Origin of the sequence: Nocardiopsis sp. NPDC057823 (assembly GCF_042797335.1) — a bacterium.
GTDB classification, from domain to species: Bacteria; Actinomycetota; Actinomycetes; order Streptosporangiales; family Streptosporangiaceae; genus Nocardiopsis; species Nocardiopsis changdeensis.
Genome location: NZ_JBHVLR010000024.1, coordinates 50,658 through 74,805 on the forward strand (window position 1 = coordinate 50,658; position 24,148 = coordinate 74,805).

Consider the following 24,148-nt stretch of genomic DNA (forward strand, 5'->3'; position numbering starts at 1 on the left):
AAAGTACACCGCTACGGAGGGTGTACGGCGGTTTATTCCCGGCCCCGGGTGTCGCCCGTCCGACACCGGGGCCCCCGCCGCACGGCTGATAGCTTGCTGCCTAGCGATCCTTCGCTGGTAAGTGACGACGAACCGCTTCATCGGAAAGGTGCGCCTGAGATGTCTGCGCCATACACGCTCCCCGAGCTGCCCTACGACTACGCGGCCCTGGAGCCGTGGATCTCCGGTCAGATCATGGAGCTGCACCACGACAAGCACCACGCCGCCTACGTCGCCGGTGCCAACGGGGCGCTGGAGCAGCTGGCCGAGGCCCGCGACAAGGGCGACTTCGGTGCCGTGACCATGCTCGAGAAGAACCTCGCGTTCCACCTCGGCGGCCACGTCAACCACAGCGTCTTCTGGAAGAACCTGTCCGCCGACGGCGGCGACAAGCCCGAGGGCGAGCTCGGTGCCGCCATCGACGACCAGTTCGGCTCCTTCGACGCCTTCCGCGCCCACTTCAACGCGGCCGCGGCGAGCCTCCAGGGCTCCGGCTGGGCGTTCCTGGCCTGGGACGCGCTGGGCCAGCGCCTCATCATCGAGCAGCTCTACGACCAGCAGGGCAACGCCGCGCTGAGCTCCGTGCCGCTGCTCATGCTGGACATGTGGGAGCACGCGTTCTACCTGCAGTACAAGAACGTGAAGGCCGACTACGTCAAGGCGTTCTGGAACGTGGTCAACTGGGCCGACGTCCAGGAGCGTTTCGAGGCCGCCCGCAAGGTCCGGATCGGCTAGCCGACCGGTCCTGCCACAGCGGAGCCGCCCGCGGGACCCGTCCCGCGGGCGGCCCTGTTCTCTCTCGGCCTCCAGAACCCCGTGGGGGGCTTCGCCGTCAGACCACCAGGGGGATCGGGGCCCCGACCGGGCCGTGGCGGTCGAGTTCGCGCCAGGCGCGGGACAGCCGCCAGACGACCTCCTCGCGCTCGGCGGCGTCGAAGGCCACGGGCAGCCGGAAGTGCCGGTCGAACGGTCCGATGGGGGACGCCGACATCAGGCTGCCGGGCACCAGTTCGAGCCCGTGGCAGAGCGCGACCTGGGTGAAGGCCCGCGAGTCGATGCCGGGCAGCTCGACCCACAGGGCGGCGCCGCCGTCGGGGCGCTTCCACCGCCAGTCGGGCAGGTCGCGGCGGAGCAGCCCCTCCATGTGGTCCATGGCGGCGGCCAGCCGCTCCGAGCGCTCACGGGCGATCCGGTCGTAGTCGGCCAGCAGCCGCACGGCGACGATCTGGTCCAGCTGCGGTCCGGCCAGGTCGGCCAGGAGCTTGCGGCGGCTGAGCCGTACCGCCATCTCCACCGGGGCGCGCAGCCAGCCCACGCGCAGTCCCGCCCAGGCCACCTTGGACAGCGAGTCGACGCTGATGACCTCCGCACCGCGGGGCGCGTAGGCGGCCAGCGGCGGCGGCTCCTGCGGGTGGCGGACGCCGGTGTAGGCGGCGTCCTCCAGGATCGGCGTCCCGGTCCGGGCCGACAGCTCCCCCAGTTCGCGGCGGCGGGCCACGGACATCATCGTGCCGGTCGGGTTGTGGTACGAGGGCATCGTGTAGAGCAGGTGGGGGGCGTGCTCGTCGACGGCGCGGCGCACCCCGTTGATGTCGATGCCCTGGTCGTCCAGCGGTACGGGCACGAACCGGGCGCCCCGGTCGCTCATCAGGTCCAGGCAGCCCGCGAACCCGGGGTCCTCCACCACCACCGGCGACCCCTTGCGCAGGTAGAGCTGGGCCACCAGGGCGATGGCCTGGTGGGCGCCGGTGGTCACGACGATCTGGTCGGCGACGGTGGGCAGCCCCCTGTCGGAGTAGAAGTCGGCGATGGCCCGGCGCAGCGCGGGCAGCCCCTGCGGGTAGTAGGTGCCCTCGTCCAGCAGCGGCCCGATGTCGTCCAGGCTCTCGCGGACGACCTCGGCGAACCCCGGCATCGCGGGGGTGTTCATGCAGGTGGCCGAGATGAGCCCGGCGTCCTTCTGGATGAGGTTGCGGTACATGAACTGGCCGACGCCGTTGGCCGCCCAGCCGTCGGAGCGCACCGGCGCGATCCGGTCGCTGACCCGGGTGCCGCTGCCCTGCCGGCTGTCGAAGACGCCCTCGGAGCGCAGCAGGTCGTAGGCGGAGACGACGGTGGTCCGGCTGACCCGCAGCGCCGACGCCAGAACACGCTCGGACGGCAGCCGCTCGCCGGGGACGAGGCTGCCCTCGTCGATGAGCGTCCGGAGGGAGTCGGCGAGCCTGCGGTAGAGCGCGCCGTCCCCGGCGGACCACGCGCCGAGGAGACCGACGAGGTCGTCCACCGTCCGGGAAGAGTCCATTACCGCCTCCATTGGCCCTGTGCTCCGCTTCTCTTCATATCCATACTGACAGAAATGGACCTCGAAGAGGAGTCGTTATGGCAGACCAATCCTTGACCCTGGCCGAATCCAGGGTGATCCGGGGCGACCACGTCGGCCCGCTGGCGGAGGCGCTCCGGCTGCGGGCGCGGTCCACCGAGGGCCACATCGTCGAAGTGGACTCCTCCGGCACGGGGGACGAGGTCCGCGTCGTGTCCCTGTGGCGGGACCCGGTGGCCCTGCGGTCCTTCGTGGAGCGGACGCACCGCCTGCTCGTGGAGCACCGCGAGCGGCACGGCGCCTTCCCCTCGGTGGAGCGCACCCTGTGGTGGTCGGCGGACGGGCCCGGGCCGGAGGAGGTCCACGAGCGCGAGGAGCACCTGCGCGCCCACGGACCCGGCCCGCGGGCGTTCACCCTCGCGTCGCCGGTCCCGGCCTCCAGTGGGGCAGGGCCCGCCGCGCCGTCTCAGCGAAGGAGCGCGGGTCCTGGTCGGCGCACCCCTGCGGCAGCGCCCCGACGACCGGCCCCGCACCCATCGTCGGCAGGTCGCCCAGATTGCACCGCATCGCCAGATCGGGCTCTGTCGGCCACGAGCCGATGACCACCCCGGCCGGGCGCAGACCCCGCGCGCGCAGCGCCTCGGCGGTGAGGGCCACCTCGTTGAGCGTGCCCAGCCCGGCACGCGCCACGACGAGGACGGGGGCGTCCAGCAGCACGGCGACGTCGGCCAGGGTCTGGCCCTCGGTGTTCAGCCACACCAGCAGGCCGCCGGCGCCCTCGACGAGGACCAGTCCGTGGTCGCCCTCCAGGGCTCGGGCGGCGTCGGCGACGTCCTCGGCGCGCACCTGGGGCAGCCCCGCGCGGGCGGCCGCCGTGGCGGGGGCCAGCGGCTCGGGGTAGCGGGCGAGTTCGACCGGGGTCACCGACGGGACCAGGGCCGCGACGGTGTGCACGTCGCCGGGCTCCCCCCGCCCCACCCCGGTCTGGGCGGGCTTGAGCACCGCGACCCTGACACCGGCCACGGCGGCCAGCGCCGCGGTCACGACGGTCTTTCCCACACCGGTCCCGGTACCGGTCACCACGAGGATCATCGGGACGCCTCCGCGGCCGCGACCATGCCCGCCGCCACCGCGGCGACCTCCTCGTCGGTGCACACGTACGGGGGCATGGCGTAGACCAGGTTCCGGAACGGGCGCAGCCACACCCCGGCCTCCAGCGCGGCGCGGGACGCCTCGCGCATCCTCACCGGGTCCCCGAGCTCGATCACCCCGATCGCGCCGCGCACCCGGGCGCCGGGGGCCCCGGCCAGCCCGGCCCGCAGTCCGCGCTCGACGCGGGCGACGGACTCCCGCCAGCCCGACTCCAGCAGCAGCCGGACCGAGGCGACCGCGACGGCGCAGGCCAGCGGGTTGGCCATGAACGTGGGTCCGTGCGCCAGCACCGGCACCCGGCCCCGGGCGATCGTGCCCGACACCTGTTCCGTGCACAGCACCGCGGCCAGGGTGAGGTAGCCGCCGGTGAGCGCCTTGCCCAGGCACATGATGTCGGGCGCCACCCCGGCGGTGTCGGCGGCGAACAGGTCCCCGGTGCGCCCGAACCCGGTGGCGATCTCGTCGAAGACCAGCGGTACGCCGTGCTCGTCGGCCAGGGCCCGCAGGTCCTTCAGGTGCCGCGGGTCGTGGAAGCGCATGCCCCCGGCGCCCTGCACCAGGGGCTCCACGATGATCCCGGCGAGCTCGCGGGAGTGCCGCTCGGCCAGGGCCGCCACCCGGGCGGTGTGCCCGGGGTCGTACTCCCGCGGCGGCGCGGGCGCGAACACCTGCCCGGGCAGCACGTCGCCCCACAGGGCGTGCATGCCGCCCTCGGGGTCGCACACGCTCATGGCGTGGAAGGTGTCCCCGTGGTAGCCGCCCCGCCAGGTGAGGAACCGGCTGCGGCCCGCCTCCCCTCTGGAGCGGTGGTACTGCAGGCACATCTTCATGGCCACCTCGACGGCGACCGAGCCGGAGTCGGCGAGGAAGACGTGGCGCAGCGGTTCGGGGGTGATCTCCACCAGCAGCCCGGCCAGCTCGGCCGCCGGGCCGTGGGTGAGCCCGCCGAACATCACGTGGCTGAAGTCGTCGGCCTGCGCGCGCAGCGCGGCGTCCAGGACCGGGTGGCGGTAGCCGTGGATCGCCGACCACCAGGAGGACATGCCGTCGACGGCCTCGTGCTCGCTCTCCCCGTCCCACAGCCGCAGGCGCGCCCCGTCCGCTCCGGTCACCACCAGGGGCGGCTCGGCGGGGGGCAGGGTCGTGTAGGGGTGCCACAGGTGGGCGCGGTCGACGGAACGTATCCACTCGGGCGTCATGTGGTCCCATTCTTCCGATCCGGTCCGCGGACCGGATCCGTGCAGACCTACCAGGTTCGGTGTCCGAACTTTGTGGGCTTCCACCGGTGACGCGGGGGGCGCGGACCCGGCAGAGTCGGTACCGCCTCCCTGGCACGAGGACCGGGCCGCCCCAGCGGGATTGGCCGCCGCTGGGTCGGTCCCTTCGTGCACCGGCTCCCCCGTCGCCCCACCCCCTCGGAGACGCTCGACGCCCCGTTCCCCGCACCGAAGGAGCACCCGCCCATGGACGGCACCGCCCTGTCACCGCCCCGCCGCCCGTGGACGCTCCGCTCCCGGAGCGCGGGCCCGGGCCCCTCCGGTGCGGCGCCGCACCCCTTCTCCTGGCTGTCGCAGGCCGCCCGGGCGCGGGCCCGGTCGGGGCTGTCGCGCCGGATCGTCCCGCGGCCGGCCGCCGAGGACGTGCTGGACCTGGCCGGCAACGACTACCTGGGGCTGCTGCGCCACCCGCGGGTGACCGCCGCCGCCGAGGCGGCGCTGCGGCGCTGGGGCACCGGCGCGGGCGGCTCGCGCCTGGTCACCGGCGACACCGAGCTCCACCACGAGCTGGAGCGGGAGCTGGCCGACTTCGCCGGGACCGAGTCGGCCCTGGTGTTCTCCTCCGGCTACACCGCCAACCTGGCGATGCTCACCGCGCTGACCGCCCGGGTGCCCGGGGCGGGCGCCGACGCCCCGGCCCCGCTGCTGGTGTGCGACCGCCACAACCACGCCTCGCTGATCGACGCGGCCCGGCTGGCCCGGGCGGGCGGAGCCCGGGTGGAGCTGTTCGACCACGCCGACCCGGCCGCGGCGGCGCGCGCCCTGGGGTCCCGCGGGACCGCCCCCGGGGCCCGGTCCCTGCTGGTCAGCGACACCGTTTTCTCCGTGGACGGCGACCTCGTCGACACGGCGGCGCTGCACCGGGCGGCTCGGGCGGCCGGCGGCGCCCTGCTGCTGGACGACGCGCACGGGTTCGGCGTGGTCGGCCCGGGCGGCCGGGGCGCCCTGGCCGCCGCCGGGCTGTCCCCGGCCCCCGACGACGTGGTGGTCTCGGTCACCCTGTCCAAGGCGCTGGCCGCCCAGGGCGGCGCCGTGCTGGGCCCGGACCGGGTGATCCGGCACCTGGTGGAGACCGCCCGCACGTTCATCTTCGACACCGGGCTGGCCCCGGCCTCGGCGGCCGCGGCGCTGGCCGCGCTGCGCCTGCTGCGCGCCGAGCCCGAGCGCGCGCGGGCGGTGCGCGAGAACGCCCGGCTGCTCTGCGACGGCCTGCGCGGACACGGGCTGGAGGCGACCTCCCCCGACGCGGCGGTGGTGTCGGTGACCGCCCCGTCCCCGGACGCCGCGGTGCGCTGGCGGGCCCGGTGCCTGGCGGCCGGGGTGCGGGTGGGCTGTTTCCGCCCGCCGTCGGTGCCCGACGGCCGCTCGCGCCTGCGGCTGACCGCCCGGGCCGACCTCACCGGAGCCGAGGTGCACAGGGCCGTGGACGTCATCGCCGCGGGTCGCCCCGGGTAGTCTCGAGGCCGAGACAGACCGTCGGAGACAGGGGAGGCGGTGGCGGCGGTGCCCACCGGTGACGAGGTGTCCGGAACCCCCGGGGAGACCCCGGACCCGACTCCTCCCGAGGGCTCCGGGAACGGGACCGGTAAGGCCGCCGACAAGGCCGCGGACACCGGAGCCACGGCACGCCCGGAGACCTCCGACGGCACCGCGGACACAGCGGCCCCAGGGGACGCAGGAGACCCAACGGACCCAGAGGGCCCAACGGACACCGAGGGCACCGGGGCCACGGCGCGGCCGCCGCGGCGCCGCACCCGGCTGCGCACCCGGATCGGCGTCGGCGTTTCCCTGGTGCTGGTCCTCTCCCTCATCGTCATGCTCACCGTGCCCGCCGGCCGCGACTCCCTGCGCTCCCTGTGGTGCGAGATCACCGGCGGCGTGTGCCCGGCCGAGGACCTGCCCCCCATCACCGAGGAGGAGCAGGCCGACTGGCGGGAGCGGGTGAGCCCCCAGGACGGCGCCCTGTGGGGCAACTACGTGGCGCTGGGCGACTCCTACTCCTCCGGCGACGGCGCGGGCGACTACGCCCCCGAGACCGCCGTGCCCGGCGGCTGCTGGCGCTCGTCCAACGCCTACGCCCACCTCATCGAGGACGAGTTCGACTTCGCCGGGTCCCTGGCCTTCTACGCGTGCAGCAGCCACAAGGGCCGCGAGATGCTCGACGAGCTGGGCACCCCCGAGTCCCAGATCGAGCGGGTCACCGAGCACACCTCCCTGGTGACGCTCGGGATCGGCGGCAACGACCTGGGGTTCATCCCGGTGCTGCGCACCTGCATCGTGCGGATGCCGCTGCTGGAGAGCGGCGTCTGCACCGAGCAGGAGGAGGACATCGAGAAGCGCATGCGGCAGTTCGAGGAGACCCTGGACACCGTCATCGCGGAGATCCGCGAACGCGCCCCCGACGCCCGCCTGCTGGTGCTGGGCTACCCCCGGCTGTTCCCCGAGGAGCCGCCGGCGATGTACTACACGCTGACCGTCAACGACCAGCTGTGGCTCAACGGGATCGCCGAGCGGTTCAACGAGCGCATCCGGGACGCGGTGTACCGGGCCGACGGCGACGTCTACGGGTCCCGGGGCACCGGGAGCGTGGAGTACGTCAACACCTTCTCCGCGCTCGCCGGCCACGAGGTCAGCGCCGAGGACGCCTGGCTGAACGGGATCGTGCTGGGCCGGTTCGGCGAGGGGCTCAAGGTGGACCGGGCGACGTTCCACCCCACCGCGCAGGGGCAGATGTCGATCGCCGAGCGGGTGCGCCTGCAGATCGTCGAGGGCCCCGAACGCGTGCTGTACGTGTCGCGGGAGACCCTGGAGCGGGTGGACGAGTCGCTGCTGCACACCGAGCTGGGCGGGCCGCTGGACCCGGTGCACGCGCCCTCGGGCGGCCCCTCCGACGCGGCCTCCGCGTCGCCGTCGGAGTCCCCCGTCAACGAGGCGGGCGGCTGACCGGTCCCCCGCAGTGCGTGGCGGAGCCCGCCCCCGGTCCGGGGACGGGCTCCGCACGGGTCCGCGGGGCGGTCAGCGCCCGGCCCGCAGGTCCTCCAGCACCTCGGCGAACCGGTCCAGGCCCCAGTTGAGGTCCTCCTCGCTGATCACCAGCGGCGGGGACATGCGCACGGTGGAGCCGTGGGTGTCCTTGACCAGCACACCGTTGCGGGCCAGCCGCTCGCACATCTCCTTGCCGGAGGCGAGCGCCGGGTCGACGTCCACACCGGCCCACAGGCCGATGCTGCGCACGGAGAGCACGCCCTTGCCGACGAACTCCTCCAGGCGGCGGCTGAACACCTCGCCCAGCTTGCGCGCGTTCTCCAGGTAGGGGCCCTCGGTCAGCATCCGGACGACCGTGCTCCCCACCGCCCCGGCGAGCGGGTTCCCGCCGAAGGTGCTGCCGTGCTGGCCCGGCTTGATGACGCCGAGCACGTCCTCGTTCGCGACCATCGCCGACACCGGCAGGATGCCGCCGCCCAGCGCCTTGCCGAAGAGGTAGGCGTCGGGGACGACCCCGCTGTGCTCGCAGGCCCGGATCGTGCCGGTGCGGCCCAGGCCCGACTGGACCTCGTCGGCGATGAACAGGACGCGGTTGTCGTCGCAGATCTCCCGCACCCGCGGCAGGTAGTCGAGCGGCGGGACGATGACCCCGGCCTCGCCCTGCACGGGCTCGATGAGCACGGCGACCGTGGTGTCGTCGATGGCCGCCTCGATGGCCGCGGCGTCGCCGTAGGGCACCGAGCGGAAGCCCGGCGTGTACGGGCCGAAGCCGGTGCGGGCCTCGGGGTCGGAGGAGAAGGAGATGATCGTGGTGGTGCGGCCGTGGAAGTTGGCCCCGGCCACAACGATGGTGGCCTGGTTCTCGGGGACCCCCTTGACCTCGTAGCCCCACTTGCGGGCGACCTTGATGCCGGTCTCCACCGCCTCGGCGCCGGTGTTCATCGGCAGGACCTTCTCCTTGCCGACCATCCGGGCCAGGGCGTCCACCCAGGGGCCGAACTGGTCGTTGTAGAAGGCGCGGCTGGTGAGGGTCACCCGGTCGAGCTGGCGGTGGGCCGCGGCCAGCAGGTCGGGGTTGTGGTGTCCGAAGTTCATGGCCGAGTAGCCGGCCAGGCAGTCCAGGTAGCGCTCGCCCTCCACGTCCGTCACCCAGGCCCCGCGGCCCTCGGCGATGACGACGGGCAGGGGGGCGTAGTTGTGCGCGGAGTGCTCCTGCGCGAGTGCGATGTGGTCCGCGCTGGAGAGTGCGGGTGTGTCGTGTTCGGGAAGTGTCGCGCCGGGGTTCCCGGCGTCGTTCGCCTGCCCCAGGTTCTGGGTGTTGCTCATCCAACCGCTCCGATCACCATTGACCGATGTCAGACACTAGATACCCACCGCGGGGCCCGGTAGAGCCCCCGCCGGAGAGTCCCCAAGAGTTGAGCAGATGACCCGGTGACCCCACAAGGGGTGAGGTGTGTCACAAACGCACGACCGGGCCCGAAATCCGGGCCCCTCCGGCGCCCCGGAAAGGCCGTGGAACAGGGCCGTCCGGACCCTGTGACCGGGCCCGTGAAGTGGGGTGATGCGCTCCACACCCCCGGTGGCGATCGGCTCCCCTCCCGACGGGTACGGTCGGCACACAAGTCATCGACGCGTCGGCCGGAAGCCGGTCGGCGCCGGCGTCCCGCCGCGAGCCCCCGTGCCGTGGACGGCCGCGCCGCATCCGCCGCCAAGGGAGGCCGCCCGTGCGTTCATCGCCCGGACCCGCCGCGCCGCAGACCGCCGCGTCGCCCGCGACGGCCGACCCCGACGCCGCGTTCTCGCTGACCCGGCTGTTCGACGCCGTCGCCGACGCGGTGCCCGAGCGGACCGCCCTGGTCGCCGGGGGGCGCGTCGTCTCCTACGCCGGGCTGCGCGGGCGCGCGGACCGGCTGGCCCGCCACCTGGCGGACGCGGGCGTGCGCCGCGGCGAGCACGTGGCGATCCTGGCCTTCAACCGGGCCGAGTGGACGGAGTCGTTCCTGGGGGTGCTGCGCGCGGGCGCGGTGCCGGTGAACGTCAACTACCGCTACGTGGCGGGCGAGCTGCGCCACGTCCTGGCCGACTCCCACGCGGTGGCGCTGATCGCCGAGGAGTCCCTGGCCGCGACGGTGGCCCGGGTCCGCCCCGACCTGCCCCGGCTGCGCCACGCGGTGCTGCTGGAGGACGGCGCGGGGCCCGCGGCGCGCGAGGCCGTGCGCGCCGCCTTCCCCGGGGCCGTGGGCTACGAGGACGCGCTGGCCGCGGCCCCGCTGGACCGGGCGCTGCCGCCCACCTCGGGCTCGGACCACTACCTGCTGTACACCGGCGGCACCACCGGCTACCCCAAGGGCGTCCTGTGGCGGCAGGCCGACATCTTCCGGGCGGCGATCGAGCGCCGCTCCCCCGGCGCCCCGCGCGCCCGCTCCCCCCGCGACGTGGCCGACCGCGCCCGCGCCTGCTTCCCCCAGCGCATGCTGGTGCTGGGGCCGCTCATGCACGCCGCCGGGCAGTGGAACGCGCTGAGCATGCTGCTGTGCGGCAAGCGCGTGGTGCTGTCCACCGACCGCAGCTTCCGCGCCGAGAGGGTGGTGGCGCTGGCCCATCGGGAGGGCGTGCACACGCTCCAGGTGGTGGGCGACGCGATGGCCCGCCCGCTGGCCCGGCACCTGCTCACCGAGCCCGGCCTGTGTCCGGACCTGTCCGCGGTGCGCTCGGGCGGGACACCGCTGACCCCGCCGGTGCGCGGCCTGTGGCGCGCCTGGCGCGAGGACATCGCCCTGGCCGACTCCTACGGGGGCTCGGAGACCGGGGTGTGCGGTTCGGCGACCGGCGGGCAGGACGCCGAGGGCGGCGCGGAGCCGCTGACCGGCTCCCGGGACGGCCGCAGCTTCACCATGGGCGGCAGCATCGCCGTGCTGGACGAGCACCTGCGCCCGGTGCCGCCGGGGTCGGCGGCGGTCGGCCGCATCGCGCGGACCGGCCGGATCCCGCTGGGGTACTACAACGACCCGATCGCCACGGCGCGCACGTTCCCCACCGATGGGGAGGGGCGCCGCTGGGCGCTGTCGGGCGACTTCGGCACGCGGGCCGCCGACGGGTCGATCGTGCTGCTGGGACGCGGCAGCGTCGTCATCAACACGGCGGGCGAGAAGGTGTACCCCGAGGAGGTCGAGGCGGCGCTCAAGGCCCACCCCTCGGTGGAGGACGCCATCGTGGTGCCCGCCCCGGACGAGCTGCTGGGGCAGCGCGTCACCGCGCTGGTGTCGCTGGCCGCGGGCGCGGCGCCGGACGAGCCGGGCCTGCTGGCGTTCTGCCGGGTGCGGCTGGCCGGGTTCAAGGTGCCCCGGACCGTGCACTTCGTGGACCGGGTGCGGCGCACCGCGGTCGGCAAGCAGGACTACCGGTGGGCGTCGTCGGTGGTCCGGGAAAGCGTCTGAGGGGGCCGGAACCGGCCATGCGGGGTCCCGCAGCACTGTGCTGTGGGACTCCTTCTTTTTCGGCTTCTGAGCGGTGGCGTCCCTGCACGACCGAAAAATCGAACAGTGGATGACAAAACGCCTGTTCGCCCCGCCCCTTCCCTCCCCCGGTGCCCCCGATGACACGGGGTGGGGGAATCCGCACCCCGTCCCCGCGGCCGCCCACAGCGACCGTTTCCGCTTGTACCTTAGGAGAAGGCAGGCCGAGGACGCCCCCGAGCGGGGAGACCGTCCCACCCCGCCCGCACCAGCAGACGAAGGACCCGTGACGGACCGGGCACCCCTGCCGGCCGCGTGAGAGCGGTCCGCACCCCTCCCCAGAACCGGCGGAGTCCTTCCCCTCCCCCAGACCCGCCCGCAAAGCACGAAGAAGAAGAGGAACCCGGATGCCAGCGAATCTGTGGACGATGTCGGCCCTGGCCATGAACACGTCGGTCGAGGAGGAGATCGTCCACGAGTACGAGGGGTTCATCGGGTGGGTCCTGAACCTCATGGTGACCCTGGGCGAGCCCGGTGTGGGCGTGGCCCTGTTCATCGAGACCTTCTTCCCCCCGATGCCCAGTGAGGCCGTCCTGCCCGGCGCGGGCTTCCTCGCCTACGACGGCCAGATGAACGTCTGGCTCGCCATCATGTGGGCCACCATCGGCTGCCTGGTCGGCGCCTGGGGCTTCTACGCGATCGGCGCGCTGCTGGGCCGCGAACGCACCATGTGGCTGGTCGAGAAGACCCCGCTGCTGGAGATCGGCGACTTCCACAAGGCCGAGAAGTTCTTCGAGCGCTTCGGCGGCATGGCCGTCCTGCTGGGCCGGTGCGTGCCCCTGGTCCGCAGTTTCATCTCCGTCCCGGCCGGCATCGAGCGGATGCCGCTGCTGAAGTTCTCCCTCTACACCGTCATCGGCTCGGCCGTGTGGAACACCATCTGGATCGGCCTGGGCTTCGTCTTCGGTCCGGCCATCAAGCCCATCCTGGTCCAGTGGAGCGGCCTGATCAGCAACATCGTGCTGGTCGTCATCGCCCTGCTGCTGCTGTGGTTCGTGGTGGCCCGGGTCCTCAAGATCGTCCGGGCGCGCGGGGCGCAGAACACGCCCACCGCCTGACCGCCCCACCGGCGGCATCCTCAACCGAAGGACCCTCCCGGGTCCGCACGGCGCGGGGTGCCGGGGCGCGGCCGACCGGCCGCGCCCCGGCTGAGAGCACACCCGTCGAACCTGCCCTAGTTAGCACTAGCGAAGGAACGCCCATGAGCGCGTACAACATCGTGTCCATCGCCGGCAGCGACCCCAGCGGGGGCGCCGGGATCCAGGCCGACCTCAAGGCCTTCTCCGCCCACGGGACGTTCGGGATGAGCGTGATCGCCGCGCTCACCGCGCAATCCACCCGGGGCGTCACCGGGGTCCACCCCGTCCCCGCCGACTTCGTGGTCCGCCAGATGGACACCCTCTTCTCCGACGCGACCGTGCACGCGGTCAAGGTCGGGATGCTCGGCACCGCCGAGATCACCGAGGCCGTCGCCGAGGCGATCGGGCGGCACGGTCTGCCCAACGTCGTGGTCGACCCGGTGATGGTGGCCAAGAGCGGCGACCGCCTGCTGGAGGCCTCGGCCACCAAGGCGCTGCGCACCGCGCTGCTGCCCCGCGCCGACCTGATCACCCCCAACCTGCCCGAGGCCGCCGACCTGCTGGAGGAGGACGAGGCGACGGACCTGGAGGGGATGCGCGCCCAGGCCCGCCGCCTGCTGGAGCTGGGCCCGCGCCGGGTGCTGCTCAAGGGCGGCCACCTGGAGGGCGGGGAGAGCGTGGACGTCCTGGTGTCCCGGGACGGAGAGCACCGGGAGTTCTCCGCGCCCCGCGTGGACACCCGCAACACCCACGGCACCGGCTGCACCCTGTCGTCGTCCATCGCGGCGCTGCTGCCGCAGCGCCCGGACGCGGCCTCCGCCGTGGCCGACGCCAAGGCCTACCTGACCGAGGCCCTGCGCCGCGCCGACGAGATCGACGCGGGCGGCGGCCAGGGCCCCGTCCACCACTTCCACGCCTGGTGGTGACCCGGGCACGGGAACGCGAGAGGGGGACCGGCCGCACGGGCCGGTCCCCCTTTTTCCGTTCCACGGCGTGCCGTGGCGGCTAGCCCTTGACGACGTCGTCCATCAGGGCGTCGGGGTTCCTCCAGTCCGGGTGGGCGAAGAACTTCCTGGTCTCCGCCACCACGAGCGGCGACAGCACCAGCAGGCCCACCAGGTTGGGCAGCGCCATCAGGCCGTTGGCGATGTCGCTGAACAGCCACACGGAGCTGAGGTCGGCGACCGACCCGATGAAGATGACGATGATGAAAAGGATCCGGTAGGGCAGCACGAGGCTTCGGCCCGCCAGGAACTCGATGCACCGGTCGCCGTAGTAGGACCAGCCGAGCAGGGTCGTGAAGGCGAACACCGCGACGGCGATCGCCACGATCACCGCGCCCGCCGGGGCCAGGGCCGGGCTGATGGCCTCCAGGCCCTGCGTCATCGCCTGGCTGGTGAGCAGGGAGCCGTCCTCGGCGTTCTCGCCCTGCCAGACACCGGTGGTGATGATGACCATGCAGGTCATGGTGACCACGATGATGGTGTCGATGAAGGTCTGCGTCATGGAGACCATGGCCTGGCGGACCGGCTGCCGGGTCTTGGCCGCGGCGGCGGCGATGCCGCCGGTGCCCAGGCCCGACTCGTTGGAGAAGATGCCGCGCGCGAAGCCCATCTGGATGGCGATCAGCACGGTGGAGCCGGCGAAGCCGCCGGCCGCGGCCGTACCGGTGAAGGCGTCGGTGACCACGAGCAGGAGCGCGGGGCCGATCTGCGCCCAGTTGACCGCGAGCACCAGCAGGCAGATGGCCACGTAGCAGATGATCATGATCGGGACGAGCGCGGAGGCGACCCGGCCGATGCTCTTGATGCCGCCGAGGATGACCGCGCCGGCCAGCACCATGAGGATGAGGCCGATGATCCAGGTGTCGACCCCGGTCACGCTGTTGATCTGCTGGGCGACGGTGTTGGCCTGGCTGCCGTTGCCGATGCCGAAGGCGGCGATCGCGCCGAAGACGGCGAAGAGCACGCCCAGGACGGTGCCGAAGCCCCCGCCGATGCCGTACTTGAGGTAGTACATCGGGCCGCCGCTCTGCTCGCCCTTGGCGTCGGCGCGGCGGAACTTCACACCCAGCAGGGCCTCGCTGTACTTGGTCGCCATGCCGAGGAACCCGACGACCCACATCCAGAAGAGGGCGCCGGGGCCGCCGATGCCGATGGCGAGCGCCGCGCCGGCGATGTTGCCGACGCCGACGGTGGCCGCGAGGGCCGTGCTGAGCGCCTGGTAGTGGGAGATGTCCCCCTCTACGGAGTCGTCCTCCTTGCGCCGGACGAGCGCCAGCCACAGGGCGTGCGGGAGCTTGAGGAGCTGGAGAAGGTTCAGGCGGATGGTGAGGAAAAGGCCGACGGCGAACAGCAGCGGGATGAGGACGAACGGTCCCCAGATGATGCCGCTGATGAGGCCGGCCATTTCAAGGAGCTGGTCCACGGGGGATCTCCCTGTCGGTCAGTGGATGGGGCCGAGGACACCGCGGGTGTCGGCGCGCGGGGGGCGGGTGCCCTCGTGGACGCGTCGGCACTGGTGGTGGCCTCGCGTCATCGGCAAAGAATCGCAGTGGTGCGTAACGAACATGTCACACACCTTCGACATGCCGGTCTCACCGGGAACCGGGGCGGGCTCCGTCTCGTTCTCCGCCCCTCGGTGGTGTCACGTGCCGCTCCCGTCGTCCCCGGCCCGGCTCCGGGCGAGTTCGCCCAGCATCCGCGCCGCGGCCTCGGGGTCGGCCCCGCGCCCCACGGCGATGCCGAGCAGGTAGGCCGTGAGCGGCGCCGCCGGGCGGGCGACGGAGTGCGCGGCGTCCTTGGCGAGGTCGAGGACGCGGTCCACGTCCTTGCGGTCCATGGCATCGGTCTCCGGAAGCCCGAGTGCGACGCGGACCTCATCGGCCCATTCCACGAGAGTCACCGTTCCACTCCTCAGAGCAATGATTCGATCACGTGATGCGATCTTAGCCACCGACGGGTCATCTGCGGTCAACCCGGGTGCGGGGGCACCGTCCGCGGTCCGTCACCGCGCGCTCGGTGAGCCCACGCCCGCACGACGTGTCCGGTTCCCTCCGCGCCCCATCCGGGTTCACCCGCGCCTTCTAGCGTCGAGGACACGTCCCCCCGGCGTTGGGAGCCGCCCGCATGTCCCCCCTCGACACCTTCCGCGACCCGACCCCCGCCTCCACCGACGGGCAGCGCCCGCTGCGCGTCGCCATCGTGACCGAGTCCTTCCTGCCCCAGGTGAACGGGGTGACCAACTCCGTGTGCCGGGTCGCCGACCTGTTGGCCGCCCGGGGCCACCAGGCGCTGATCCTGGCCCCGGGGCACGACGGCCCCACCCGTTACGCGGGCTTCCCGGTGGTGCGCACGCCCTCGGTGCCGCTGCCCGTGTACCGCGACTTCGCCCTGGGCCTGCCCGCCCGCCGCACCCTGACCACCGCCATCCGCTCGTTCTCCCCGGACCTGGTGCACCTGGCCTCGCCGGCCCTGATGGGCCTGGCCACGGTGGAGGCGGCCCGGCGCTGGGCGCTGCCGACGGTGGCGGTGTTCCAGACCGACCTGCCGGGCTTCGCCCGGCGGTACGGGCTGCCCGGGCACGAGCACCTGTGGTCGGGGCTGCGCCGCGTCCACGCCGCCGCGGACCGCACGCTGGTGCCCTCCTCCGCGACGATGGAGGCCCTGTCCGCCCGCGGGTTCCCCCGGCTGGCCCTGTGGCGGCGCGGGGTGGACACCGACCGCTTCCGCCCGGAGCACCGCGACGGGGCGCTGCGCCGGGCGCTGGCCCCCGGCGGGGAGGCGATCATCGGCTACGTCGGGCGGCTGGCCAAGGACAAGCGCGTCGACCTGCTGGAGCACGTGCTGAAGCTGCGCGGTGTGAAGGTGGTCGTGGTCGGGGACGGCCCGGAGCTGCCCCGGCTGCGGCGGCGGCTGCGCGGCGCGGTCTTCACCGGCCAGCGCACCGGCGGCGACCTGTCCCGGCTGTACGCCTCCCTGGACGTGTTCGTGCACACCGGGGCCGACGAAACGTTCTGTCAGACGGTCCAGGAGGCGCTGGCCTCGGGGGTCCCGGTGGTCGCCCCGGCCGCGGGCGGCCCGCTGGACCTGGTGGAGGACGGCGTCAACGGGCTGCTGTACGCCCCGGACTCGGTGCGCGAGCTGCGGGTGGCGGTGGGGCGGCTGGCCCACAACCGCGCCCTGCGCGCCGACCTCGCGGGCCGGGCGCGGGCGTCGGTGGAGCACCGCACCTGGGAGGCGGTGGGCGACGAGCTGCTGGCCCACTACCGGTCGGTGCTGGCCCCCAGCCGCGAGCTGGCCGCCGGGGAGCCCCCGGCGCTGCCCGCCCGCTGAGAGGCCCGGCCCCCGCACTCCCGCGACCATCACGGACGACGGTGCCCTTCCCTTGACCCGACCCCCGGGGAAGGGCACCGTCCGCCCCTCTCTCCCCTGGTCAGTGGACGGGTTCGGCGACCGCCCGCACGAGCGTCGGCGCCACCGCCGCGGACACCGGGTCGGCCGCCAGAGCGTCCAGCACCTCGGCGAGCCGGTCCAGGTGGGCGTGGATCCAGGGCAGCGCCAGCGGGTCGGTGGCGGCCAGCGCGGCGTAGCGGCGCTCCTCGGTGTCCCCGTAGAGCAGGCTGGTGGCGACCCGCATGCGCAGGGCCTGCGGCCCCTCCCCGAACTCGGCGGCGGGCAGCACGCCCATGCCGAACCGCTCCAGCAGCAGCCCGGTGAGCTCGGGCCCGGTGGTGACGCCGTGCAGTCCGGCCAGCCGCTCGCGCATCGGCTCGAAGTCCGGGTAGAGGTAGAACCCGGCCCGCGGCGGGGCGAGGGTCGCCCCGGCCCCGGTGAACACGTCCGCGACGGCGCGGGCGACGATCCCGTGCAGACGGCGGCTGCGGTCGATGTGGTCGACGAGTTCGGCGGGCTCGGTGAAGGCGTGGGCGGCGGCCTCCTGGACGGGGGCGGCCGGGCTGGACCAGATCTCGCTGGCCACACCGAGCAGGCCGCCGCGCAGCCGGTGCCCCAGCTCGGAGTCGGGCAGGCGCAGGACCCCGATCCGCCAGCCGCCCAGGGCGAGGTTCTTGCTCAGCCCGGTGGAGATGACGGTGCGCTCGGGGGCGAACTCGGCGGGGCTGTGCACGTGGACGGGCTCCCCGCCGGGGCCGACCGGGTGGACGAGGTCGCGGTAGATCTCGTCGGAGATGATCACCAGGTCCAGCTCGCGGGCGACCTCGGCCAGGCGGCGCACGGTCTCGCGGCTCGCCAGGGTGCCGGTCGGGTTGTCGGGCAGGGTCGCGATGACCGCGTTGACGGTGCGACCCTCCGCGCGCGCCGCGGTGACGGCCGCGTGCAGCAGGTCGGGCTGGGGGACGCCGCCCTCGCCGCCGCCCGCGGTCGGGACGAGCAGGGGGCGGGCGCCCACCAGCCGGCTCTGCGCGGCGTAGCTGACCCAGCTGGGCGCGGCGATGGCGGTGTCCCCGCCCAGTTCCAGCAGGAGGCTGTACAGCAGCGGCTTGCTGCCGGGCCCGGCGATCACCATGCCGGGGTCGGTGGGCAGTCCGCGGCGCTCCCAGTAGCCCGCGGCGGCCTCGCGCAGGGCGGCGACCCCGGCGACGGGGCCGTAGGAGTTGGCGCCGTTGCCCGCCGTGAGGCGGTCGCGCATGACCGGGTGGACCGGCAGACCGGCCTCACCGAACCCCAGGGGCAGCACGCGCACCCCCTGGCGGCGCTTCTCGGCGAGGGCTTCGTTGACGGCGAGGGTCGCGGAAACAGTGACGGCCATGTGATGACTCATCTCCGGCTCAGGGTCGGCGTGCGGCCGTCGTTCCAGGTGACGGCCTCTCACCCCTCACCCTGCCCAGGAACACCCTTCACTACAAGCGAGTCTTTTCGATGGTGAGCGTAAGCTTTTCTTATGCTCGACCTCCGACGCCTCCAGATCCTGCGCGAGTTCTCCGCCCGGGGCACGATCGCGGCCACGGCCGCGGCCCTGGGGTACACGCCCTCGGCCATCTCCCAGCAGCTGTCCGCGCTGGAGAAGGAGACGGGGGTGGCGCTGCTGGACCGCACCCCGCGGGGGGCGGAGCTGACCGACGCCGGCCGGCTCCTGGTCGCCCAGGCCGAGGAGATCCTGGCCCTGGTGGAGGCCACCGAGTCGGTCCTGGCCGAGCAGGCCGACATGGCGCTGGGCGTGGTGACGGTGACGGCGTTCCCGACCGCCGCCGTGGCGTTCGCCCCGCTGCTGGCGCCGTCGCTGCGGATGCACGAGGAGATGCAGCTGGTGCTGCGCCAGACGCTGCTGTCGACGGGGACGGAGAAGGTCCGCTCGCGGGAGGTGGACATCGCCCTGGTCGACGACTGGAGCGGACAGCACCCGGGGCGGGGCGCGGACAGCGGGCTGCGCCACGTGCACCTGCTGCGCGACCCGATGGTGCTGGCCGTCCCGCAGGGGCACCGGCTGGCCGACCCGGAGGAGCCGGTGGTGCTGGAGCGGCTGCTGGGCGAGTCGTGGATCGTGGCGCCCGAGGGCGAGCGCTCGCGCTACGGGACCGACCTGCTGCTGGCCGAGGTGGGCGGACTGCCCGGGGCGGCCTGGGAGTTCGAGGGGCTGGGCACGGTGCTGAGCCTGGTCTCGCGCGGCATCGGGATCGCGGCGGTGCCGTCGCTGGCGATGGTGGGCGCCCCGGCGGGGCTGGTCCACCGGACGCTGCCCGGGCGGGTCCCGGCCCGGCACGTGTACGCGGTGGTGCGCCCGGCCTCGCTGCGCCGCCCGGCGGTCCAGGTCACCCTCCAGGCGCTGCGGACCGCGGCCCGGACCGTGGCCGAGGAGCTGGACGCGCTCACCGACCGGCCCTCCTGAGGCCCCGCGCTCGCGGGAGCCGCCGGACTCCTCGCGGCCCTCGCGCTCTGTGGCCCCCGCGCCCGCAGGAGCCACCGGAGCCGCGCGGGGACGGCCGCCGGTCCTCCGGACCCGGAGCGGCGGCGGATCCGGCGGACGGCGACCGCGGCGGGTCCGAGGCGGCGGACGGTCCCGGACATGACGGTGGCCCGGCCGTTCGGCCGGGCCACCGCGGGCCTCCCGCTCCGGTGTCCTTCAATCGTCCCCATCGCCGCTCCGCCGCCGCGCCCGGTCGACGCGGCGGCGCAGTTTGCGGCAGACGTGCAGCGCGCGGTCCCGGTCGTCGCGGGCGTTCCACCACCGGGCGTAGGCCTCCAGCCGGCGTTGTCGCAGTGCCTCCAGTTCGGCCTCCATGCGGGTCACCCGGTGCTCCAGGTCGATGCGTTCCCGTTCGAACGCCGACATGTCGCGCTCGTGGAACCCGGCTTCGCGTTCGGCGTCGAGCAGTCGGTCGTTGAGGGCCTGGTTCCCGTCACCGCCGCGGGTGATCCTGCCGAGGCCGCTCCGTCCATTGATCCCTTCGAACCACACACCCCATGTGTTTCCCGAGCCGCATGGATATCACCGTCAGCCACGCAAAGAATGCGGAAAGTGGCAAACCTCAGATTATTCGCAATTCAGACAAAGCCGACAAATGCCCCTGCGCTCCCCTGGCCGCCGCTTGACCGCCCTCAGGCGGCCAGCCGCTCCAGGTGCGCGGGCCGGGGCGCCGCGGGCAGCAGCCCCCGGTAGACCTCCTCGAACCGCTCCAGCGAGCGGTGGTGGTCGTGCCGCGCCGCCAGCTCCCGGCTGGCCTCGCCCATCTCCGTCCGGGACCGCTCCGAGCCCAGCACGGTGAGCAGCCGGTCGGCCAGAAGGCGCGGTTCGCCGGGCGGGAACAGGAAGCCGTTGCGCCCCTCCTCCACCAGGTGCGGCAGCGCCATGGCGTCCGCGACCACCACCGGCAGCCCCGTGGACATCGCCTCCAGGGTCGCGATGCTCTGGAGCTCCGCCACGCTCGCGATGGCGAACACGTCCGCCGCCGCGTACACCAGCGGCAGCTCGTCGTCCGGCACGAAGCCCAGGAAGAACACCCGGTCGGCGACCCCCTCGGCGGCCGCCAGCGCCCGCAGCCGCGCCTCGCAGCGGCCCAGGCCGGCCAGGGCCAGCTGGACGTCCCGCTCCCGGGACACCAGGGCCAGCGCACGGATCGTGTCGTCGATCCGCTTCTCCTCGTCCAGCCGCCCCACGAACACCACGGTCTCCCGGTCCGGCAGGCCGAACCCCTCCCGCAGCGCGGACCGCTCCGCCGGACGCGGGTGGAAGCGCTCCAGGTCGATCCCGCACGAGATCGGCTCGACCTCCCCGGCGAACCCCTTCTCCCGCAGCAGCGCCGCGGCGCGCGGGGTCGGCGTGGTCACGTGGTCGGCCTCCCCCGCCACCCGCACCATGTCCCGCCAGGCCAGGTCGCCCACCGCCGTCCGCATCGCCTCGGGGATCCGCGCGTGGGCGTACAGGTTGTCCGGCATGAAGTGGTTGGTCAGCACCACCGGGATGCCCGCCGTGCGCCCCCTGCGCATCGCCGTGCGGCTCAGCGTGAAGTGGCTCTGCGAGTGGAGCACGTCCGGGTCCAGGCGCTGCACCAGGCGGGCGATGTGGCCGCCCATGCCCAGCGGCACGGCGGCGCGCATGTCGGTCTGGAGGGGGATCGGCGCCGACCGGAGCCGGTGCTCCATCACCCGCCCGTTGCGGCGCACGTACGGGTCCCCCTCGTCGGAGGGGCACACCACGTGCACCCGGTGCCCGCGGTCCGCGAGCCCCTCGGCCAACCGGTGGGTGAAGTATCCGGCCCCGTTGACGTCGGGCGGGTAGGTGTCGGTGGCGATGAGGACGCGCAGCGCTCTGGACTGGGCCATGTGTGGAACTCCTTCGTTCAGCGGTCGCGGGTGCGGGCCGTGCTCGTGTGCGTGTGCGCCCCCTTCGCCTCGGGGTTGCGGTGCCGGGTGCGGGCCAGGGCGATGGTCCCGGCCATCGCCAGGGCCGTGAAGCCGAGCGCTCCGATCTGGGCCGCGAGCGTCTCGGGGGCGCCCTCCCCCAGGAGGATCGCGCCGATCCCCACGCTGACCACGGGGTCGGTGATGAGGAGGGTCGCGTAGGCCGCCGCGAAGTGGCCGGTGCGGTAGGCGTTCTGCATGAGCAGCCCGCCGAAGACCGCCAGCACCAGGGCGAGCACGGTCAGCCAGCCGAAGACGGTCGTCCAGTCGACGACCGCGTTGGCGGTGATCACCCGGGCCAGGCCGGAGGTGGCGCCCAGCGCCGTGCCCCCCGCCAGCGCGAGCACGATCGCCCGGGCGCCGCTGCGCATCCAGTGCGCGGTGAAGAACACGGCCAGGCCGAGGAAGAGGGTGGTCCCGGTGAGGACCAGGGCGGCCCGGGTGGACATGACCGGCAGGTCGGCGCCGTGCGGGAACGTCCACAGCACGCCGATGAGGCCGGCCATGACGGCGACCCCGGCGATGATCTGCGAGGTCCGCACCCGCTGGTGGTTGAACAGCGCCGACAGGACGATGGCGAACAGCAGCCCGGTGACGCCGATCGGCTGGATGATGGTGAGCGGCGCGCCGCTCAGGGCCAGCAGGTGCAGGCACACGCCCACCCCCGCGGCCAGGGTGCCCAGCAGCCAGCGCGGCTGGCGCAGCAGGTGCAGCAGGAACCCGGCGCGGGCCACCTGGTCCCCCGGGGCGCGCACGGCGTCGCGCTCCTGGAGGGCCGAGCCCAGGGCGAGCGCGAAGGCCCCCGCCACGGCGATGAGGACGGACCAGACCACCGTCACCACCCCCGGGGGGCGGACCACCGCGGTCCCATCGTCGCCTGCGCCACTCGTCGTCTCCTCCCGGCGCCCGGGCGGCTCCGGGCGCGTCCAACAACGCTACGGGCGGGGCTCCGCTCCGGCCATGACGCCAGCGCCCCTTTCGGGGTGTGGTCCGCACCCCACCCCCTCGAGGGGTCTCCTCCCCCAGCATCCACCGAAGCCGACCCCCGCACGCTTTTCGGCGGATCGGACACGCCGGGCCGTTGTCCGGAGCCCTTCCGCGAAAGTCGGTGCGGTAAGGGCCGGGAGCGGTCAAAACCGGGTAAGGGGCGGCCGGAATGCGCGGTCCGGTCCCGACCACCCGGAGAACGGTGCTGCGCCGGAGGCGGCCTCCATGGCACCATGTCCCCTATTGGTCTAGACCGGATAGGAGCGCCCACCCGTGCCTGATACCTCCCCCTCCCTCCTCGACTCCCGACCCGTCATCCCGCGCCCCGCCCAGCTGGTGCCCGGCGACGAGGGCGGGCTGACACTGACCGCCGCGACCAGGGTGTCCGCCGACCCCGAAGCCCGGGACACCCTCGTGTGGCTCCAGCGTGAACTCGGCGCGGCCACGGGGTTGCCGCTCGCCACGGGCTCCGAGGACAGCCAGATCCGCCTCAGTGTGGACCCGGGGGCCGGCCTGGGCCGCGAGGGCTACCGGCTGATCGTCGACGACGAGGGCGCGATCATCGTCGGCAACGACCCCGCCGGGGTCTTCTACGGGGCCCAGACCCTGCGTCAGCTGCTGCCCGCCGAGGCCCACCGGGACGCCCCCCTGGGCGGCACCGAGTGGACGCTGCCCGCCGTGCGGATCACCGACGCCCCCCGGTTCGCCTGGCGCGGGCTGATGCTGGACACCGCCCGGCACTTCGTCCCCAAGCGGGAGGTGCTGCGCTACATCGACCTCCTGGCCATGCACAAGCTCAACGTGCTGCACCTGCACCTCAGCGACGACCAGGGCTGGCGGGTGGAGATCGACCGCTACCCGAAGCTCACCGAGAAGGGGTCCTGGCGCACCCGCAGCCAGCTGGGGACCCCCCGGCCGGGGCAGGAGGCGGAGTTCGAGGAGCGCCCGCACGGGGGCTTCTACACCAAGGACGACATCCGCGAGATCGTCGCCTACGCCGACGCCCGGCACATCAGCGTCGTCCCGGAGATCGACGTGCCCGGGCACTCCCAGGCCGCCATCCACGCCTACCCCGAGCTGGGCGAGGTGGGCGAGATCCCGGTGGGGCAGCGCTGGGGCGTCTTCGAGGAGGTGCTGGCGGTCACCGACGACGTCATCGAGTTCTACAAGAACGTCATCGACGAGCTGCTGGAGCTGTTCCCGAGCACGTACTTCCACGTGGGCGGGGACGAGTGCCCCAAGACCCAGTGGAAGGGCAGCGAGAGCGCGCAGCGGCGCATCCGCGAGGAGGGCCTGGCCGACGAGGACGAGCTGCAGAGCTGGTTCATCCGGCAGCTCGATGACCACCTCACCGCGCGCGGGCGCCGCCTGGTGGGCTGGGACGAGATCCTGGAGGGCGGGCTGGCCCCGGGCGCGACGGTGATGTCCTGGCGCGGCGAGGAGGGCGGCATCGCGGCCGCCCGGGCGGGGCACGACGTGGTCATGTCCCCCACCGCCACCTCGTACCTGGACTACAAGCAGTCGGAGTCCGACGACGAGCCGATCCGGGTGGGCACCCTGCTGCGCACGGAGGACGTGTACCTGGCCGAGCCGGTCCCGGCCTCGCTGACCGAGGAGGAGGCCCGGCACGTCCTGGGCGCCCAGGTCAACGTGTGGACCGAGCACATCGACACGCCGCGGCGGCTGGACTACATGGTCTTCCCGCGGCTGTCGGCGTTCGCCGAGAAGGTGTGGTCCGCCAACGCGCGCGACTACGCCGAGTTCGAGCCGCGCCTGGTCCACCACCTGACCCGCCTGGACGCGGCGGGCGTGGAGTACCGCCCGCTCGACGGCCCGCGCCCCTGGCACACCCGTCCCGGCGTCCACGGCTGGGGCTGATCCCCCGCCCCGTCCCGGGTGGCCGGGACGGGGCCTCCCGGCCGCCCGCGGCGCGGGC

Annotated in this window: 19 protein-coding genes, 1 pseudogene and 1 riboswitch; of the genes and pseudogenes, 10 read left to right on the forward strand and 10 right to left on the reverse strand. The window is 73.9% G+C overall.

What is annotated here, in order from left to right; all coding sequences use genetic code 11:
• The first annotated feature begins 159 nt into the window (after positions 1 to 159).
• Positions 160 to 774 (forward strand): superoxide dismutase, encoded by a 615-nt coding sequence (locus ACFVNO_RS28110; RefSeq protein WP_220562727.1) that lies wholly within the window; start codon positions 160 to 162, stop codon positions 772 to 774.
• A gap of 97 nt (positions 775 to 871) precedes the next feature.
• On the opposite strand, the gene ACFVNO_RS28115 is transcribed toward ACFVNO_RS28110, so the two are convergent.
• The gene (locus ACFVNO_RS28115; protein ID WP_378897069.1) at positions 872 to 2,341 is read right to left on the reverse strand and encodes a PLP-dependent aminotransferase family protein; all 1,470 of its coding nucleotides are present in this window, start codon (positions 2,339 to 2,341) and stop codon (positions 872 to 874) included.
• Between the two features lie 77 nt (positions 2,342 to 2,418).
• On the opposite strand from ACFVNO_RS28115, the pseudogene ACFVNO_RS28120 reads away from it, so the two are divergent.
• Positions 2,419 to 2,724, forward strand: a pseudogene (locus ACFVNO_RS28120) (hypothetical protein); the annotation flags it as partial.
• A 46-nt stretch (positions 2,725 to 2,770) separates the two neighbouring features.
• Here ACFVNO_RS28120 and bioD read toward each other — a convergent pair.
• Together bioD and ACFVNO_RS28130 are read right to left on the reverse strand one after the other, a co-directional pair.
• A complete protein-coding gene (gene bioD / locus ACFVNO_RS28125; protein WP_378897072.1) occupies positions 2,771 to 3,451 on the reverse strand; it encodes a dethiobiotin synthase in 681 nt (226 codons plus the stop codon).
• The gene (locus ACFVNO_RS28130; RefSeq protein WP_378897075.1) at positions 3,448 to 4,710 is read right to left on the reverse strand and encodes an adenosylmethionine--8-amino-7-oxononanoate transaminase; all 1,263 of its coding nucleotides are present in this window, start codon (positions 4,708 to 4,710) and stop codon (positions 3,448 to 3,450) included. The genes bioD and ACFVNO_RS28130 overlap by 4 nt, the downstream gene beginning before the upstream one ends.
• Positions 4,711 to 4,974: 264 nt before the next feature.
• Between ACFVNO_RS28130 and ACFVNO_RS28135 the strand changes: the two genes are divergently transcribed.
• Complete coding sequence (locus tag ACFVNO_RS28135; protein ID WP_378897078.1) at positions 4,975 to 6,243, forward strand: aminotransferase class I/II-fold pyridoxal phosphate-dependent enzyme; 1,269 nt, start codon at positions 4,975 to 4,977, stop codon at positions 6,241 to 6,243.
• Positions 6,244 to 6,291: 48 nt separating this feature from the next.
• Positions 6,292 to 7,731, forward strand: coding sequence for a GDSL-type esterase/lipase family protein (locus ACFVNO_RS28140; protein ID WP_378897081.1), 1,440 nt, complete (start codon positions 6,292 to 6,294; stop codon positions 7,729 to 7,731).
• A gap of 72 nt (positions 7,732 to 7,803) precedes the next feature.
• On the opposite strand, the gene rocD is transcribed toward ACFVNO_RS28140, so the two are convergent.
• On the reverse strand, positions 7,804 to 9,099 hold the full coding sequence (gene rocD / locus ACFVNO_RS28145) for an ornithine--oxo-acid transaminase (RefSeq protein WP_355269657.1): 1,296 nt from the start codon (positions 9,097 to 9,099) through the stop codon (positions 7,804 to 7,806).
• A 398-nt stretch (positions 9,100 to 9,497) separates the two neighbouring features.
• Here rocD and ACFVNO_RS28150 point away from each other — a divergent pair, with 398 nt between their 5' ends.
• The 3 genes from ACFVNO_RS28150 to thiD all read left to right on the forward strand — a co-directional run bounded on the left by ACFVNO_RS28150 (position 9,498) and on the right by thiD (position 13,293).
• Positions 9,498 to 11,210, forward strand: a complete 1,713-nt coding sequence (locus ACFVNO_RS28150) for an acyl-CoA synthetase (RefSeq protein ID WP_355269659.1) — start codon at positions 9,498 to 9,500, stop codon at positions 11,208 to 11,210.
• A 425-nt stretch (positions 11,211 to 11,635) separates the two neighbouring features.
• Positions 11,636 to 12,346 (forward strand): DedA family protein, encoded by a 711-nt coding sequence (locus tag ACFVNO_RS28155; protein WP_355269661.1) that lies wholly within the window; start codon positions 11,636 to 11,638, stop codon positions 12,344 to 12,346.
• A gap of 43 nt (positions 12,347 to 12,389) precedes the next feature.
• Positions 12,390 to 12,501: riboswitch (TPP riboswitch) on the forward strand.
• Positions 12,490 to 13,293 (forward strand): bifunctional hydroxymethylpyrimidine kinase/phosphomethylpyrimidine kinase, encoded by an 804-nt coding sequence (gene thiD, locus ACFVNO_RS28160; protein WP_220562734.1) that lies wholly within the window; start codon positions 12,490 to 12,492, stop codon positions 13,291 to 13,293. (Overlaps the previous riboswitch by 12 nt.)
• Before the next feature lie 79 nt (positions 13,294 to 13,372).
• On the opposite strand, the gene ACFVNO_RS28165 is transcribed toward thiD, so the two are convergent.
• Together ACFVNO_RS28165 and ACFVNO_RS28170 are read right to left on the reverse strand one after the other, a co-directional pair.
• Complete coding sequence (locus tag ACFVNO_RS28165; protein ID WP_355269663.1) at positions 13,373 to 14,794, reverse strand: sodium:alanine symporter family protein; 1,422 nt, start codon at positions 14,792 to 14,794, stop codon at positions 13,373 to 13,375.
• Between the two features lie 219 nt (positions 14,795 to 15,013).
• A complete protein-coding gene (locus ACFVNO_RS28170; RefSeq protein ID WP_355269665.1) occupies positions 15,014 to 15,271 on the reverse strand; it encodes a DUF6457 domain-containing protein in 258 nt (85 codons plus the stop codon).
• A 224-nt stretch (positions 15,272 to 15,495) separates the two neighbouring features.
• Here ACFVNO_RS28170 and ACFVNO_RS28175 point away from each other — a divergent pair, with 224 nt between their 5' ends.
• Positions 15,496 to 16,701 carry a glycosyltransferase family 1 protein gene (locus ACFVNO_RS28175; protein WP_355269667.1) on the forward strand — a complete coding sequence of 402 codons (1,206 nt, stop codon included), beginning with the start codon at positions 15,496 to 15,498 and terminating at the stop codon, positions 16,699 to 16,701.
• A gap of 100 nt (positions 16,702 to 16,801) precedes the next feature.
• Here the strand turns inward: ACFVNO_RS28175 and ACFVNO_RS28180 are convergent, their stop codons facing one another.
• Positions 16,802 to 18,136, reverse strand: a complete 1,335-nt coding sequence (locus ACFVNO_RS28180) for a pyridoxal phosphate-dependent aminotransferase (protein WP_355269668.1) — start codon at positions 18,134 to 18,136, stop codon at positions 16,802 to 16,804.
• A gap of 132 nt (positions 18,137 to 18,268) precedes the next feature.
• Between ACFVNO_RS28180 and ACFVNO_RS28185 the strand changes: the two genes are divergently transcribed.
• Positions 18,269 to 19,213: a LysR family transcriptional regulator gene (locus ACFVNO_RS28185; RefSeq protein WP_355269670.1), complete on the forward strand. Its 945-nt coding sequence runs from the start codon at positions 18,269 to 18,271 to the stop codon at positions 19,211 to 19,213.
• Between the two features lie 234 nt (positions 19,214 to 19,447).
• Here the strand turns inward: ACFVNO_RS28185 and ACFVNO_RS28190 are convergent, their stop codons facing one another.
• From ACFVNO_RS28190 to ACFVNO_RS28200, 3 genes are all read right to left on the reverse strand, one after another.
• On the reverse strand, positions 19,448 to 19,783 hold the full coding sequence (locus ACFVNO_RS28190) for a hypothetical protein (RefSeq protein WP_355269672.1): 336 nt from the start codon (positions 19,781 to 19,783) through the stop codon (positions 19,448 to 19,450).
• 140 nt (positions 19,784 to 19,923) lie between these two features.
• Positions 19,924 to 21,147, reverse strand: a complete 1,224-nt coding sequence (locus ACFVNO_RS28195) for a glycosyltransferase (RefSeq protein WP_355269674.1) — start codon at positions 21,145 to 21,147, stop codon at positions 19,924 to 19,926.
• Positions 21,148 to 21,164: 17 nt separating this feature from the next.
• Positions 21,165 to 22,067: a DMT family transporter gene (locus tag ACFVNO_RS28200; RefSeq protein ID WP_355269696.1), complete on the reverse strand. Its 903-nt coding sequence runs from the start codon at positions 22,065 to 22,067 to the stop codon at positions 21,165 to 21,167.
• A gap of 418 nt (positions 22,068 to 22,485) precedes the next feature.
• Here ACFVNO_RS28200 and ACFVNO_RS28205 point away from each other — a divergent pair, with 418 nt between their 5' ends.
• Entirely contained in the window at positions 22,486 to 24,090 is a 1,605-nt protein-coding gene (locus ACFVNO_RS28205; protein WP_355269676.1) for a beta-N-acetylhexosaminidase, read from the forward strand.
• The last annotated feature ends 58 nt before the right edge of the window (positions 24,091 to 24,148 follow it).